At 68.1% G+C, this 15,271-nt stretch carries 17 protein-coding genes and 1 pseudogene; 10 read left to right on the forward strand and 8 right to left on the reverse strand.

What is annotated here, in order from left to right; translation table 11 throughout:
• Positions 1-399 precede the first annotated feature (399 nt).
• The 8 genes from pdhA to KME82_RS21025 all read left to right on the forward strand — a co-directional run bounded on the left by pdhA (position 400) and on the right by KME82_RS21025 (position 7,943).
• Entirely contained in the window at positions 400-1,473 is a 1,074-nt protein-coding gene (gene pdhA, locus KME82_RS20990) for a pyruvate dehydrogenase (acetyl-transferring) E1 component subunit alpha (protein ID WP_215495722.1), read from the forward strand.
• Entirely contained in the window at positions 1,470-2,501 is a 1,032-nt protein-coding gene (locus KME82_RS20995; protein WP_215495723.1) for an alpha-ketoacid dehydrogenase subunit beta, read from the forward strand. The genes pdhA and KME82_RS20995 overlap by 4 nt, the downstream gene beginning before the upstream one ends.
• Before the next feature lies 1 nt (position 2,502).
• Positions 2,503-2,856 (forward strand): SH3 domain-containing protein, encoded by a 354-nt coding sequence (locus KME82_RS21000; protein ID WP_215499162.1) that lies wholly within the window; start codon positions 2,503-2,505, stop codon positions 2,854-2,856.
• Between the two features lie 40 nt (positions 2,857-2,896).
• Positions 2,897-4,267 carry a dihydrolipoamide acetyltransferase family protein gene (locus KME82_RS21005; protein WP_215495724.1) on the forward strand — a complete coding sequence of 457 codons (1,371 nt, stop codon included), beginning with the start codon at positions 2,897-2,899 and terminating at the stop codon, positions 4,265-4,267.
• 269 nt (positions 4,268-4,536) lie between these two features.
• Positions 4,537-5,334 (forward strand): M23 family metallopeptidase, encoded by a 798-nt coding sequence (locus tag KME82_RS21010; RefSeq protein ID WP_215495725.1) that lies wholly within the window; start codon positions 4,537-4,539, stop codon positions 5,332-5,334.
• A gap of 186 nt (positions 5,335-5,520) precedes the next feature.
• Positions 5,521-6,357: a M23 family metallopeptidase gene (locus KME82_RS21015; protein WP_215495726.1), complete on the forward strand. Its 837-nt coding sequence runs from the start codon at positions 5,521-5,523 to the stop codon at positions 6,355-6,357.
• 94 nt (positions 6,358-6,451) lie between these two features.
• Entirely contained in the window at positions 6,452-7,396 is a 945-nt protein-coding gene (locus KME82_RS21020; RefSeq protein WP_215495727.1) for a HEAT repeat domain-containing protein, read from the forward strand.
• A 163-nt stretch (positions 7,397-7,559) separates the two neighbouring features.
• Entirely contained in the window at positions 7,560-7,943 is a 384-nt protein-coding gene (locus tag KME82_RS21025; RefSeq protein ID WP_215495728.1) for a VOC family protein, read from the forward strand.
• A 61-nt stretch (positions 7,944-8,004) separates the two neighbouring features.
• Here the strand turns inward: KME82_RS21025 and KME82_RS21030 are convergent, their stop codons facing one another.
• The 3 genes and pseudogenes from KME82_RS21030 to KME82_RS27230 all read right to left on the reverse strand — a co-directional run.
• Entirely contained in the window at positions 8,005-9,165 is a 1,161-nt protein-coding gene (locus KME82_RS21030; RefSeq protein ID WP_215495729.1) for a GGDEF domain-containing protein, read from the reverse strand.
• 141 nt (positions 9,166-9,306) lie between these two features.
• Positions 9,307-10,263: an MBL fold metallo-hydrolase gene (locus KME82_RS21035; RefSeq protein WP_215495730.1), complete on the reverse strand. Its 957-nt coding sequence runs from the start codon at positions 10,261-10,263 to the stop codon at positions 9,307-9,309.
• 31 nt (positions 10,264-10,294) lie between these two features.
• Positions 10,295-10,423: pseudogene (locus KME82_RS27230) on the reverse strand (DUF6053 domain-containing protein); the annotation flags it as partial.
• Here KME82_RS27230 and KME82_RS27235 point away from each other — a divergent pair.
• Positions 10,377-10,535, forward strand: coding sequence for a DUF6053 domain-containing protein (locus KME82_RS27235; RefSeq protein ID WP_430538749.1), 159 nt, complete (start codon positions 10,377-10,379; stop codon positions 10,533-10,535). The pseudogene KME82_RS27230 and the gene KME82_RS27235 overlap by 47 nt on opposite strands.
• Here the strand turns inward: KME82_RS27235 and KME82_RS21040 are convergent.
• Entirely contained in the window at positions 10,523-10,846 is a 324-nt protein-coding gene (locus KME82_RS21040; protein WP_252255457.1) for a hypothetical protein, read from the reverse strand. The two genes, KME82_RS27235 and KME82_RS21040, sit on opposite strands and share 13 nt — an antisense overlap.
• Positions 10,843-12,210 (reverse strand): tryptophan--tRNA ligase, encoded by a 1,368-nt coding sequence (locus KME82_RS21045; RefSeq protein ID WP_215495731.1) that lies wholly within the window; start codon positions 12,208-12,210, stop codon positions 10,843-10,845. Before KME82_RS21045 ends, KME82_RS21040 begins: the two co-directional genes overlap by 4 nt.
• Before the next feature lie 221 nt (positions 12,211-12,431).
• On the opposite strand from KME82_RS21045, the gene KME82_RS21050 reads away from it, so the two are divergent.
• Complete coding sequence (locus KME82_RS21050; RefSeq protein ID WP_215495732.1) at positions 12,432-13,280, forward strand: hypothetical protein; 849 nt, start codon at positions 12,432-12,434, stop codon at positions 13,278-13,280.
• A 223-nt stretch (positions 13,281-13,503) separates the two neighbouring features.
• Here KME82_RS21050 and KME82_RS21055 read toward each other — a convergent pair whose 3' ends face one another.
• The 3 genes from KME82_RS21055 to rocF all read right to left on the reverse strand — a co-directional run bounded on the left by KME82_RS21055 (position 13,504) and on the right by rocF (position 15,265).
• The gene (locus KME82_RS21055) at positions 13,504-13,704 is read right to left on the reverse strand and encodes a CsbD family protein (RefSeq protein WP_036106652.1); all 201 of its coding nucleotides are present in this window, start codon (positions 13,702-13,704) and stop codon (positions 13,504-13,506) included.
• A gap of 303 nt (positions 13,705-14,007) precedes the next feature.
• Complete coding sequence (locus tag KME82_RS21060; RefSeq protein ID WP_215495733.1) at positions 14,008-14,157, reverse strand: entericidin A/B family lipoprotein; 150 nt, start codon at positions 14,155-14,157, stop codon at positions 14,008-14,010.
• A gap of 184 nt (positions 14,158-14,341) precedes the next feature.
• Positions 14,342-15,265 (reverse strand): arginase, encoded by a 924-nt coding sequence (gene rocF, locus KME82_RS21065; RefSeq protein WP_215495734.1) that lies wholly within the window; start codon positions 15,263-15,265, stop codon positions 14,342-14,344.
• Positions 15,266-15,271: the final 6 nt, after the last annotated feature.

Here is a 15,271-nt window from a genome sequence, read left to right on the forward strand (position 1 = left end):
CCAGGCCGGCGCGCAAACCCGCGTCGCCAACGCAAGTCGCGAACGCATAACGAAATTCCGATCCGCCATCGCCCGCGCGCCGCGTTTGAATTTCGGGCGAGTTCACGGAATCGGTGGTTTCACCGCTCCCCGCCCGGGCGCCTAGCGGTTTTCCGTGCGCAATGCATGCCGCAGCGCGCAACGGCGCTTAACACGCGTTTGGGTATCATCCGCGCCATGACGCAGCGCCCCAGGCCCGGATCGAAGGCCGCGGGCGCTGCGGCTTTAGCCCGGCCCGGCTGACTCCGCACTGGAACGGAGAAACCGGACCCAGCCGTCTGAAGCTGACCAGCGCGCCCGGCACTGGATCCGGGACCGGAACGATTCGGACCTCATCCCCACCCGTGAGGACCCTCCCCGATGACCGTCGCCGCGACGTTCGAAATCGAATACCTGCAATACCTCGGTGCCGACGGTAAGCCCGTCGCCGAGATCCCGACCGCGTTCAAGGACGCGAACACGCTGCTGCCGCTGTTCAAGCAGATGCTGTTCGTGCGCACCTTCGATACAAAAGCCATCGCGCTGCAACGCACCGGCAAGCTCGGCACCTACGCCGCCTGCCTGGGCCACGAAGCCACCCATGTCGGCATCGGCGCATCGATGCAACCCGACGACGTGTTCGCGCCGAGCTATCGCGAGTACGGCGCCCAGTTCATGCGCGGCGTGCAACCGCGCGAAGTGCTGATGTACTGGGGCGGCGACGAACGCGGCAACGACTTCGCCGGTCCGCGCAAGGACTTCGCCTGGTCGGTGCCGATCTCCACCCAGTGCCTGCACGCCGCCGGCGCCGCGCTGGCGTTCAAGCTGCGCAAGGAACAAAACCTCGCGGTCGCCTGCTGCGGCGACGGCGGTTCGTCCAAGACCGACTTCTACGCCGCGCTCAATTCCGCCGGCGCGTACGAACTGCCGCTGATCCTGTGCGTGATCAACAACGGCTGGGCGATCTCGGTGCCGCGCAAGGCGCAGACCGGCGCCAAGACGCTCGCGCAGAAGGGCCTGGCCGGCGGTCTGCATTGCCTGCAGGTCGACGGCAACGATCTGATCGCGGTGCTCGAAGGCATGCGGCGCGCCGCCGAACTGGCGCGCAGCGGCGGCGGCGGCAGCGTGATCGAGTTCCTGACCTACCGCCTGCACGACCACACCACCGCCGACGACGCGCGCCGCTACCGCGACGACGCCGAGGTCAAGGACGCGTGGACGCGCGATCCGATGCCGCGCCTGCGCACCTATCTCACCGATCAGGGCGTGTGGAACGAAGAACTCGAAAAAGCCTGGGCGCAGGAATGCGGCAAGAAGGTCGACATCGAGATCAACGCCTACCTGGAAACGCCGGTGCAGCCGGTGGAAGCCATGTTCGATTACCTGTACGGCGACATGCCCGCGGATCTGCAGGCGCAGCGCGCCGAAGTACTTGCTCTGGAGGGTCGTCGATGAACGTCGCGACGAAAGCCAACGTGGATACGAGTCAGCCGGTCGCCACGCCCGCCGCGATCACCCTGATCGAAGCGATTACTCAAGCACTCGCTTACGAGATGCGTCACGACAGCACCGTGCTGGTGCTCGGCGAAGACGTCGGCGTCAACGGCGGCGTGTTCCGCGCCACCGCCGGCCTGCAGCAGATCTTCGGCAGCGAGCGCGTGCTCGACACGCCGCTGGACGAAACCACCATCGCCGGCCTCACCGTCGGCCTGGCCGCGCAGGGCATGAAGCCGGTGGCCGAAGCGCAGTTCGACGGCTTCGTCTATCCGATGCTCGATCACATCATCTGCCACGCCGCGCGTTTCCGGCACCGCACCCGCGGCCGCCTGACCTGCCCGATGGTGCTGCGGGTGCCGTGGGGCGGCGGTATCCGCGCGCCCGAGCATCACAGCGAAGCCAACGAATCGTTGTTCACCAACGTGCCGGGTCTGCGCGTGGTGCTGCCGTCCTCGCCGGCGCGCGCCTACGGTCTGTTGCTGGCGGCGATCCGCGACCCCGATCCGGTGATCTTCTACGAACCCAAGCGCATCTACCGCCAGTACAAGGAAGTGGTCGCCGACGACGGCGAAGCGCTGCCGCTGGACGTTTGTTATGTGCTGCGCGACGGCACCGACATCACCCTGGTCAGCTGGGGCGCGCAGGTCAAGGAAACCCTGGAAGCGGCCGAGAAACTGGCCGGCGAAGGCATCAGCTGCGAAGTGATCGACGTGGCCACGCTCAAGCCGCTGGACTTCGCCACCATCGCCGAGTCGGTCGCCAAGACCGGCCGCTGCGTGATCGTGCACGAAGCGCCCAAGACCGCCGGCTTCGGCGCCGAGATCGCCGCGCGCCTGGCCGAGGAGTCGATGTACGACCTGCTCGCGCCGGTCGAACGGGTCACCGGCTACGACACCCACATCCCGCTGTTCCGCCTGGAAATGAAGTACCTGCCCAGCGTCGACAAGATCGTCGCAGCGGCCAAGCGCGCGCTCGGCCATGGCTGAGATGCGCGCGCTCGTAGTCGCCGATTACCGCACTAGGTACCACGATCCCATCCGCTTCGAGGCGGGTGAGATCGTGCATCTGGGCGAACGCGACCACGAGTGGCCCGCTTACGTGTGGACCCGCCTGGCCGACGACCGCGCCGGCTGGGCGCCGTGCGATCTGCTGCGCCCGCTCGACGCCGAACGCGCCGAGACGCTGAGCAGCTACGACGCGCGCGAACTCGACGTGTCGGTCGGCCAATCGCTGCGGCTGCACGACGAACTCGGCGGCTGGTGGTGGGCGCAACGCGAGGACGGCGCGCAGGGCTGGGTGCCCGCGCGCCATCTGCAAATCATCCAGGGCGATGCGTCGTGACGCCGCGTCCCAATTCCCTCTTTCAAAGACGAACCCCTTTATGAGCGATACCAAGACCTTCCTGCTTCCCGACCTCGGCGAAGGCCTGCCGGACGCGACCATCGTCGAATGGGCGGTCAAGGTCGGCGACACGATCCGCCTCGACGACACCCTGGTGTCGATGGAGACCGCCAAGGCCGTGGTCGAAGTGCCCTCGCCCGTATCGGGCAAGGTGCTCAAGCTGGCCGGCGCGGCCGGCGATATCGTCGTCACCGGCACCATGCTGGCCGAGTTCGAACTCGACCTCAGCCAGCCGCAGCGCGCCGATGGTCAGGACACCGGCCATAACCACGGTCATGCCGCGCCCGCGGCACCGGCGCCCGTCGCCGAAGCCGCGCCGGCCAAGGCCGCCGACACCAAGCCCGCCGAAGCGGCCGAACGCGCCGACAGCGGCACCGTGGTCGGAGCGATGCAGTCCTCCGACGCGGTGCGCAGCGAACAGGCCGTCGCGGTCGGCGGGGTCAAGGCGATGCCGGCGGTGCGCGCGCTCGCGCGCAAGCTCGGCGTCGACCTGAGCCGCGTGCGCGCCACCGGCGCCGACGGCGTGGTCAGCAACGACGACGTCAAGCGCGCCGCCGCCGACGGTTCGGCCAAGGTCGGTTCGGCGCCGCCCGCCGCGGTGGCCGCACCGGCCGCTGCGCGCGCACCGGTCGCCGAAGCGCCGGCCGCCTCGCGCAGCACCCTGTCGCAGGCCGGCCGACCGATGCGCACCCAGCCGCCGGGCGTGGCCGCGACCGGCCAACCTGAGCAGCTCAAGGGCGTGCGCCGCAACATGGCGCGGGTGATGGCCGACGCGCACAGCAAGGTCGTGCCGACCACCCTGGCCGACGACGCCGACATCCACGCCTGGGCGCCGGGCAACGACATCACCGGCCGCCTGGTCCGCGCGATCGTCACCGCGTGCAAGGCGGTGCCGGCGCTCAATGCCTGGTTCGACGGCGACAAGCTCACCCGCACCCTGCACCCGCACGTCGACATCGGCATCGCCGTGGACACCGACGACGGCCTGTTCGTGCCAGCGCTGCGCAACGCCGACGTGCTCGACACCCGCGGCGTGCGCGAAGCGATCAACCGCCTGCGCGTGCAGGTCGAAGACCGCAGCATCCCGGCCTCGGAGCTGACCGGCTACACGATCTCGCTATCGAACTTCGGCATGTTCGCCGGCCGCTACGCCACCCCGGTGGTGGTGCCGCCGACGGTCGCGATCGTCGCCGCCGGCAAGGGCCGTCACCAGATGACCCCGGTGATGGGCGGGTTCGAATCGCACAAGGTCATTCCGCTGTCGCTGACCTTCGACCACCGCGCCTGCACCGGCGGCGAAGCCGCGCGCTTCCTCAAGGCCATGATCGACGACCTGGCCCGCGCCAACTGATCGACCCGCGCGGCGCCGGTCTTTGCGACCGGCGCCCGCCTCGCGACGGCCGCCTAGCCTTGCTGTCGCCAACCTGTCAAACCCGCCGATCCGCAACCGCGACTGCGTTCACGGTGGCCGCTTGTCGCCGGTCTAGGAATAAAAAATTCCCATAACAAACCAGTGATTAATACCGCTAGCGTCGCAAGGCGATCGCCCGCGACGCGTCCGCCCTACCCGGCCGGCCGCGCGCGCAGCGATCGCCTTCATCCATCTAGCGAGGAATCACCATGACTCATCCATTGCGCCGCGCGCTCGCGCTGGCGTCGTTCGCCGTTCTCGGCCTGGCCGCGACCGGCGCCCAGGCCGCGCCGAATTTCCAGATGCCGTTCGCCTGCGGCGACACCTGGGTCGCCAACACCTGGAACGGCCACAGCCCGGCCAATTCAGTCGACATGAACCGTCCGGCCGGCGGCGGCTCCACCGCCGGTTCGACCGTGGTCGCCTCGGCCGCGGGCGAGGTCACCGTGTCGACCTATTCGACCACCACCGGTTACGGCAATTACGTCGTCATCGACCACGGCGGCGGCTGGAAGACCCTGCACGCGCATCTGCAATCGCGCGCGGTGTCGGTCGGCGCCAAGGTCAAGCAGGGCCAGAAGATCGGCCTGGTCGGCAACACCAGCGCCAAGTACGAGCTCGCACCGCACCTGCATTACGAACAGGTCTACAACGGCAGCGTGCAGAAGGCCAAGTGGGACGGCGTCGCGCTGCGCTACTTCGAAAAGAAGAACTACAAGAGCAAGAACAGCTGCGGCGCCAGCAGCGGCGGCGCCACCGGCGTGGTCGGCACCAGCGGCGCGGCCTTGAACGTGCGTTCCGGCGCGGGCACTAACTTCAGCGTCGTCGACACCGTGGCCAACGGCAGCAGCGTCAACATCCGTTGCCAGAAGAACGGCGAATCGATCAGCGGCACCTACGGCACCAGCACGCTGTGGAACAACATCGGCGCCAGCGGCAGCAACCGCTACATCCCCGACGCCTACACCAAGACCGGTTCCGACGGCCGGGTCGCGCCCGACTGCTGATCGGCAAGCGCGGCCGCGGCATCGACAAGACGCGTAGCGATCAGCGCGCCGATCCGCACACCGCGACGACATGCAACAGGCAACACGCGATTGCGAAACACAGGCACACCCGTACCCACCGCCTCGGCACCCACGTACCCGGGGCCTCTCCGAGTCACCCCATCCATCGCTCAAGAGGTTTCCGACATGCATCGTCCCATCAGCGCGCGCCGCACACCGACCCCGCGCAGCCTGCTCGCCGGTTTCGCCGCCGCCGCGCTCGGCCTGCTCGCCGGCAACGCCAGCGCGGCCAAACCGAATTTCCAGATGCCGTTCGCCTGCAACCAGACCTGGTACGGCGACACCTATCCCGGCCACGGCCTGCGTTACGCCGTCGACCTCAACCACAAGCCGCGCCCGCTCAGCGACGGCGACCTGGGCTCGCCCGTGGTCGCCTCGGCCGGCGGCAAGGCGACGACCTACAACCCGCATCCGGGCACCGGTTACGGCAAGCTGGTGGTGATCGACCACGGCGGCGGCTGGACCACCTGGTACGCGCACCTGGACAGCATCGCCATCGCCAACGGCGCGACCGTCAACCAGGGCCAGAAGATCGGCACCCTGGGCAAGACCACGCGTCCGGGCAACAGCATCTCCGCGCACCTGCACTACGAACAGCGGCTCAACAACGACGACCAGAAAATCGTCTGGAACGGCTCGACCATCGTCTACGACCAGTACGAAGTCGCCTACAAGAGCCGCAACAGCTGCGGCACCGCGCCCGGCGGCGTAGCCGGCACGGTCAGGACCGCGGGCTCGCCGCTCAACGTGCGCTCCGGGCCGGGCACGAGCTATTCGATCGTCGGCTCGCGCGCCAACGGCGACAGCGTCAGCATCCGTTGCCAGAAGACCGGCGAATCGGTCAGCGGCACCTACGGCACCAGCAACATCTGGAACAACATCGCACCGGCCGGCAGCAACCAGTACATCCCGGATGCCTACACCTACACCGGCTCCGACGGCCGGGTCGCGCCGGATTGCTGATCGCGCCATCGCGAACGCGGCGGCGGCGCCGATGCCGCCGCTGCGTTCGCCCACCACACGCCTGCAACGCCACCGCATCACCGGACCACGACCCATGAAACCCATCCCACTCGGCCTCGCCCTGCTCGCCGCTTCGCTGTTCGGTGGCGTCGTCGGCAGCCTGATCACGCGCGCGACGATCGCCGCGCCATCGGACCCGACATCGACGCCTTCCGCGCCGATCGCGGCGCGCAGCCACGTGCATGCGGCGCAGGCGCGCGCGAACGGCGGCGTCGATTCCTTCAGCGGCTTCGGCGCGGCCGGCACGCAGCCCAACGATTCCGACCGCATGATCCAGCGCGCGCGCCGCGACCCGGCCTATCTGCGCGAGCTGCTGCGCGGCTACAGCTTCGAAACCGAACTCGACAAGCGCGGCGCCCTGCTCGCGGTGCTGCAGGCCGTGGCCAACGACGACGTATTGCGGACGGCGCGGCAACTGGCCGACAGCGGCGATCCCGAGTCGCGCCGCAACGGCCTGGACCTGCTCAAGGCGTTCCCGCTCGACCAGCCGCAGGTGCGCGAATTGCTGTCGCGCCAGCTGCAGGCCGAGCGCGACCCGGCCATGCTCAAGCAACTGGTCGACATGCTCGCGCCGACCGTGGTCGCCAGCGAAGACGCCGCGCCCCTGCTCGACCGCCTGGCCGAACTGCGCCAACACCCCGATCCGGCGGTGCGCGCGAGCGCGGTGGTGCAATCGGTGCAGTGGAACAAGCACGCCGGCAACGAAGAGATCCTGCAACGCGCGATGCTCGATCCCGATCTGTCGGTGCGCCAGGCCGCCATCGCCGGCATCAACGCCTCCAGCACGCGCTCGGACCGGCTCAAGGACAGCCTGCTCGCCCTGGCCGCCGATCCGCAGACCGACGCCGAGACGCGCAATTCGGCGGTGTTCGCGTTGCAGAATTTCGCCATGAACCGCGGCGAGTACGCGCTGTACCGCAAGGCCGCCGCGCAGGCCGTCGACGGCGACGGCCACGAGCGCGAATATCCGGCGCGCTGAGCCTTGCCGCGACAGCTCGGCTACGAAACACGTTCGCCGCGAAAGCAGACGCGGCGTCAACGCATGACGCGAACGAACTGCGACCGCTTCGACACCCCGACACTTCCGCATTCGCCGTCGACGCGGCAGTCTGTCGCTCGACCTGAGACAACGGAGCGACGACATGGCCCACCGCAGCCGCCTGGCCGGCTTCATCATCGATTGTCAGACCGGCGAGATCGACGCCGCCGCCGATTTCTGGAGCGGCGCGCTCGGCCTGGCCCGGGTCGACACCTACGACGACGACGGCGCGCAGTACGCGCAGCTCGCCGACGCCGCCGGCCAGTTGCACGTCGAAGTGCAGAAGGTCGCGCACCCCTCGCGCGTCCACCTGGACATCGAAAGCGACGACCTCGACGCCGAAGCCGATCGCCTGGAAAAACTCGGCGCCACCCGGGTGGAATTCATCAAGCGCTGGTGGGTGATGCAGGCCCCGACCGGCCATCGCTTCTGCATCGTCAGGATGAAGCATCCCGAGTCGGGGACGCCGCCGAACCAGTGGGACTGAGCGGCGGATCGGGCCCGCGCACCTAACGCCCGCGGCGCGCCATCGCGAACGACGACGGCGCTCAGCTGTCGTCGACCACCAGCCGGTCGCGCCCCGACGCCTTCGCGCGATACAGCGCCTGATCGGCGCGATCGAACACCTGATCGGGCGCATCGCGCCCCGGTTCTCCGCCGGCCACGCCGATCGACACGGTCAGCGCGAACGGCAACGCCGAACGCGCGACGCGCTGGCGGATGCGTTCGCCGATTTCGCTGGCCGTGGCCAGACGCGTGCCCGGCAACACCACCAGAAATTCTTCGCCGCCGTAGCGCACCGCGACATCGCCTTCGCGGATCGACCCGGCCACCGCATCGGCGACCGCGCGCAAGGCGCGATCGCCGAGCAGATGGCCATGGCGGTCGTTGACCTGCTTGAAGTGGTCGACGTCGATCAGCATCAGCGTGTAGGCGGCGCGACCCAGCCGCTGCACCGCATCCGGGCTGTCCTGCAACTGCGCCAACGCGCTGCGATTGAGCAGGCCGGTCAGCGCATCGTGACTGGCGCTGTGCTGCAGCAGGTCGTGACGCCGCTGCAGATCGGCCTGCGCGTTTTCCAGTTGCTGCGCGAACGCCTCGCGTTCGGACAACAGGCGGCGCTGTTCGATCGCATACCGGCGCAGCTCGAACAGATGCTGGATCTGACGCGCCAACGCGGCCAGGCCATCGGCCTGCGCCGCCGACAGCGCGCGCGGCTGAGTGTCGAGCACGCAGATCGTGCCGAGCGGATGGCCGTCGGGGCTCATCAGAGCGACGCCGGCATAGAAGCGCAATGGCCGCCCGCCTTGCAGGCTCAATCCCAGCGCGGCGAAACGCGGGTCCTGCGCGATGTCGCCGATCAACAGCAACTGATCGGGCCGCGCCTGCCCGATCAGTTGGTTGCAGATCGAATGCGAACGCGGCAGTTCTTCGGCGTCGACACCATGCCGCGCCTTGAACCAGACCCGGTCGCGATCGATCAGGGCGATCGCCGCGCCGTGAGTGCCGCACAGGGTCGCGGCAAGACGCACCAGGTCGTCGTAGGCGGCCTCGGGCACGCTGTCGAGCAGGCCGTAGGCTTCCAGTGCGGATTGGCGGCCGTCGTGCGGCGAGGGATCGTCCGCATGCGCGAGCGCCTCGTCCTGCGCGGGCAGGCCCGGGATCGACAGCGGCAGGAAGTGGCGAAGTCGCAGCGGCACGACAGGCATCGGCGCTCTGGGGGAAAGGACGCTACAGGTTACCGGCCACGCTACTCCGGCGACGATTCACTACCCGTGACGGCGGCCGGGCGTGATCGCCGCGATCCGGCGTCGATTCAGGAACACCGCATCGGCCGTACGCACGAGCGCTCAACCGCCGCGATCCAGCCAGACTTCCAGGCCCTGGGCATTGAGTTCGATATCGACCGCGAGCACCGCCTGCACCTGCGTCGGGCTAAGCGCGCTGCCGTGCGCCTGCGCGCGCGCCAGGAAGTAGTCGGTCAGCGCCGCGATCAGCCGCGCGTGTCGCGCGGGTCGATCGCCGCCGGCCGCCGCCGCGGCGCGCGCGAGCCGCACCATCGCATCGATCTGTTCGATCAGTTCCGCGCCGAGCCGCTGCACGTCGCCGACCCGGCCGTAATGGGTCAGGTACATCGCCTCGGGGTCGCGCGCCAGCAAGGTGCGGATCGAGGCCTTGAGCGGCTCGGGTTCGAACTGCACCGGCGAACTGGTCGGCAGCACGAACGGCCCGCGCGGCGCATCGAATTCGCGATAGGACAGGCCGAAGGTGTCGCCGGTGAACCAGGCGCGGCTGCGCGGGTCCCACACGCACAGGTGATGGCGCGCATGCCCGGGCGTGTCCACGCACAGCAGCGGCCGTCCGGCGAGATCGACCACATGGCCGTCCCGCGCGACGACCACGCGTTCGGCCGGGATCGGCACGATCTCGCCGTAGCTGCGGGCGATTTCCTCGGCGCCGTAGACCGCGGTCGCGCCGGCCACCAGCACTTCGGGATCGATCATGTGCGGCGCGCCGCGCGGATGCACGACCGCGCGCGCATTGGGCAGGCGACGCATCAGCGCGCCGGCGCCGCCGGCGTGATCGAGATGCACGTGGGTGAGGATCAGCCAGTCGACCTCGGCCGGGGTCAGCCCCTGCTGCGCGAGCGCATCGAGCAAGGCCGGGATCGAATGCTGGGTGCCGCAATCGACGAAGGCGGCGCGGCCGTTTTCGACGATCAGATAAGCCGCGTCGAAGATCGGGCGATGAAAGCCGGTGTCGACGGTGACGATGCCGTGCGGGCTCGGATCGGAAGCTGAGGTCATGGCGAGTATCGGGCTGTGACTGGATTGCAGTCTAAGTCTTGATGGGTCGCCATCGCGATGCGGCTTTGGTCGACCGGCCCGGCGCAAAGCGCTGAAGTCTACCGAGGTCTTTTGTGGGAGGGGCTTCAGCCCCGATGCTTTTCGTTCCGATCGCAGCGAAACTTCACCGCTGCTGGTCGAACAGCGTCGGGGCTGAAGCCCCTCCCACAAAAGACCTCGCAGCTTCGCCAGCCGATGTGTCACTCAATCGCGAAACCCATCACTCGCGATGATCCACCACCCCACGCAACCACCGCCAGCGCACCGCGCACGCGATCGCCAGCACCAGCAGGAACACGCCGTACCCCAGCGACGTGGCGAGAATCTGCGGCCACATCGCGCCATGCCCGCGCCCGGCATGCAGGTGCGCCCAATGCACGGTGAGCACGAACGCGCACACCGACACCGCCAGCGACACCGCATCGAACAACTGCCGCGCCGGGTTGCGCGGCCGGCGCGGATACAGCCAGAACAAGGCGCCGAGGATCGCAAACCACGGCAGGAACAGGATCAGCGCCAGGTTGAGCTCGACGAAGCGGCTCACGAGGCAGCGCGCTCCTTCGCCGCGGCCTTGGCCTGTCGCTCGGTCTCCTCCGCCAGGCGGATGGCGCTCAGCGCATTGACCACCTTGACCCGTGCGTCCGCGTCGATCGGCTCGCACGCCGCCAGCAAGGCATCGAACACCATCGCCGAATCGTCGGCCCTGGCGCGGCCAAGCAACTGGCCGATCTCCTTGGGCGCGGCAAAACCGCGGCTTTGCAGCAGCACCTCGTCTTCATGGGCGAGCTTGAAATAGAACAGCCCGTCGGACTCGCGGTATTGCTTGAACGCCGGCACATTCGAGACAGGTTTCAGCGTGTCCGGCACAGAACGGTAGTTCTCGCCGCCATCGGCCGTGGACGCCAGATCGCGCAGGCCCACCGCCGCGCGCAGTCGCTTCATGGTCGAATGCGCGTAACGCTCGCGCACCCGGCGCGCGCCGTCGATCAGGATCGCCTCGATCTTGTGCGGCTGCGCGATCAGCGTTTCGTACTTCTCGCGCAACGGAGCGATCTCCGCATCGATGCGCTCGAACAAGGCCTGCTTGGCCTCGCCCCAGGCGATGCCGTCGGCGAAGGCGCGTCGCATCGCTTCGGTTTCCTCGACGCTAGCGAACGCCTGGTAGATCTGGAACAGCGCCGAACCTTCGGTGTCCTTGGGCTCGCCGGGCGCGCGCGAATCGGTGACGATCGAATAGATCAACTTTTTCAACTGCTCGCGCGGCGCGAACAACGGAATGGTGTTGTCGTAGCTCTTGCTCATCTTGCGGCCGTCCAGGCCCGGCAAGGTCGCCACGCTTTCTTCGATCAGCGCTTCGGGCAGGACGAAATGCTCGCCGTACAGATGATTGAAGCGCTGGGCGAAATCGCGCGCCATCTCGATGTGCTGGACCTGGTCGCGGCCGACCGGAACCTTGTGCGCGTTGAACACCAGGATGTCGGCCGACATCAGCACCGGGTACATGAAGAGGCCGGCGTTGATCGCCGCGTCGTCGTCCTCGCCCTCGGCGCGGTTCTTGTCGACCGCGGCCTTGTAGGCGTGCGCGCGGTTGAGGATGCCCTTGCCCGCGACGCAGGTCAGGAACCAGCTCAGCTCCGGAATCTCGACGATTTCGCTCTGCCGGTAGAACCACACCTTGGCCGGGTCCAGGCCGCAGGCCAGCCACGCCGCGGCGATCTCCAGGGTCGAGCGCTGCACGCGCTCGGGTTGCGTCACCTTGATCAGCGCATGCAGGTCGGCGAGGAAGTAGAAACTCTCGACGTCGGGCGTGAGGCTGGCGGCGACCGCCGGGCGGATCGCGCCGACGTAGTTGCCCAGGTGGGGAGTGCCGGAGGTGGTGATGCCGGTGAGGACGCGGGTCTGGGTCATGGTGAATCGCGGGTGGATCGTGGTCGGCCAGTGTACCCGCTGGCCGCCGCGGCCGACCCCGTGGGGCGGGCGGTCCGCCGGGCCGTCTGCCTGAGCGGCAGCTGAGCGCCGTCGGCCGGCGCGGACGCGCGGGCGCAGCTGTGATCGCAGCCACAACCCCGTTTCGATCGGGCGGGCGTTTGCAGGATCGACCACCCCATCGACCACCAGGAGACTCCGCCATGTTCCGCTCGCTAGTCCTGCTCGTCGGCGCCGCGTTGACCGCAAGCGCCTGCACCCCGAGCTACGCCCGCCCGCTGGTCGATGTCGCCGTGGTCGACCGCGACAGCGGCGACTGGCTGCCGAGCTGGCCCCACCGCGGCCAGCAATGGATCGCCGGCACCCCGGGCCACCGCTACTCGGTGCGCCTGACCAACACCAGCGGCCAGCGCGTGCTGGTGGTGCTGTCGGTCGACGGCGTCAACGCGGTCAGCGGCCAGACCGCCAACCCGTCGCAGGCCGGCTACGTGCTCGATGCCTGGCAGTCGACCGAGATCAACGGCTGGCGCAAGTCGCTCGACGACGTGGCCCAGTTCGTGTTCACCGATCTGCCCGACAGCTACGCCGCGCGCACCGGCCGGCCCGACAACGTCGGCGTGATCGGCGTGGCGGTGTTCGAGGAGCGAACCTATCGCGAACCGCCGCGCCCGTATCCCACGCCGTATCCCTACGGGTATCCGCCGGTGGCGCGCGAAGGCGAAGCGGCCAAGGCCGAGCGCCGCGCATCGGGCAATGCCGCGCCCGCGCCGGCCGCGAGCGGGCTGGGCCGCGAATCGGCCGCCGCCGATGCGGCCGCGCAATCGATCGGCACCGGTCACGGCTCGCGCGAATGGTCGCCGGTGTCGCAGACCCAGTTCGTGCGCGCCTCGCGTTCGCCCGCGCAGATCGTGCAACTGCGTTACGACGACTACGGCAGCCTGGTCGCGCGCGGCGTGGTGCCGCGTTACCGCGATCCGTACTACCGCAACCGCAACGAACCCAACGCGTTTCCCAGCGGCTTCGTCGCCGATCCGCCGTCGCGCGGGTGGTGAGGCTCGGGAATCGGGAATCGGGAATCGGGACCAGCCTGCATCGCCGGGTGAGTGATGCGCAATAAAAACGGGCCGGATTCGCATCCGGCCCGTTTCATTTCAACGACATTCCTCGTACCTCGCGCGGGCGGCTGTCCACAACTCCGCCTGCGCGATCACTGCACGGCGCGGCGATCAGCAGGTTTGATCGGCGCGGCTTGTCGCATCATCCAGACCCGCGGGCTCAGTTCAAGGTCTTGCCGAACTCGCGCACTTCTTTTTCAGCGCGGTCCTTTTCCCAGCCATAGCGTTCCTGCAGCTTGCCGGCGAGGTATTCGGAATTGCCTTCGGCGACATCGAATACGTCGTCGGTCAGGTCGCCCCACTTGGCCTTGGCCTTGCCTTTGATCTGGGTCCACTTGCCGGCAATGATGTCTTTGTTCATCGGTGTCCACTCCTTCAGTTGGGGGATTCGGATTCGGCGCCGCGCACTTGCCCGTATCGCTGCGTAGTGCGTGATCGGCCTGCCGAGATCACGAAGCCAGCTTCGCAGCCGCGACATTCGCATCCGATCACGATTGCGTTAGCCCGCACTTGATGTCGATGAACGAAGTGAATCCTTCAGCCGCGAATTGCGCATTGCGTTGCGGAACGTCGCCGTCGCAAACCTTTGAACAAAATCGCGGGCAAACAAAAAGGCCGGATTGCTCCGGCCTTCTTGCTTGCATCTTAGTTCGCGCGGCGTGACTTACTTGCCGTCGCGTACGTCTTCGGCCTTCTGCTCGACCTTTTCGCCGGCCTTCTTTACGTCCTTACCGGCGCCGGCCACGGTGTTGCAAGCACTCAGGGTGCCCATCGAGAACAGGGCCAGCAGCAACAGGGCAGTCAAACGCTTCATAGAATCTCCTTGGTCATAGCGGCCGCGCCACTCGTCGCGTCCTGGGGCCGATCAGACGCGAGCGAACGTGAAGCCCGCGTGCATTGAGTCGCGAAAGCCACGCGAAACAATGCCTTACGCGAGTTCATCGGCGCCCGCCGTCAGCCGCGATTCATCGCCGCGGCCGCCGTCGGCGCGGTTTGCCTCACTCGCGCATCAAGGTGGATTTTCCGAACAGGCTCTCGACCAGGTCCACCGAGAGCTTCGCGGTGCGGTTGCGCTTGTCGAGGATCGGATTGAGTTCGACGATGTCCAGCGACGCGAGCCGTCCGCTGTCGGCGATCATCTCCATCACCAACTGGGCTTCGCGATAGTTCGGCCCGCCCGGCACCGTGGTGCCCACGCCCGGGGCGATGCTCGGATCGAGGAAGTCGACATCGAAGCTCACGTGCAGGTGGGTGTTGTCGTCCACGCCTTCGAGCGCTTCCTCCATCACCCGCTTCATGCCGATCTCGTCGATGTAGCGCATGTCGTACACGTCCAGGCCATGTTGCTGGATCAATTGCTTCTCGCCCGGATCGACCGAACGGATGCCGATCTGGCGGATATCCTCGGCGCGCATCGCCGGCGCCGGGCCGCCGAGCGTGGTCAGTTCCTGCGGGCCGATGCCGCACAGGCACGACACCGGCATGCCGTGGATGTTGCCCGACGGCGTCACCTGGCTGGTGTTGAAGTCGGCGTGCGCATCGAGCCACAGCACGCGCAGCTGCTTGCCGGTTTCGCGGCAGTAGTTCGCCACCGCGGTGATCGAACCCAGGCCGAGGCAATGATCGCCACCGAGCAGGATCGGCATGCGTCCGGCGCGCAGTTCCGCGCCGACCGCGTCCATCACCAGACGGTTCCAGGTCACCACTTCAGGCAGGTGGCGATAGCCTTCGACCGGTTTCTGCCAGGGATTGCGCGGGCCGTCGAGATTGCCGCGATCGACCACGTCGACGCCGCGCGCGGCCAGGGCTTCGCCGAGGCCGGCGATGCGCAGGGCTTCGGGTCCCAGGCGCGCGCCGCGATGGCCGGCACCGACGTCGGTCGGCGCACCGATCAACGAAACCGGGGGATAGGTACGACTCATAAGGAT

The organism is Lysobacter capsici (assembly GCF_018732085.1).
Lineage (GTDB): Bacteria > Pseudomonadota > Gammaproteobacteria > Xanthomonadales > Xanthomonadaceae > Lysobacter > Lysobacter capsici_A.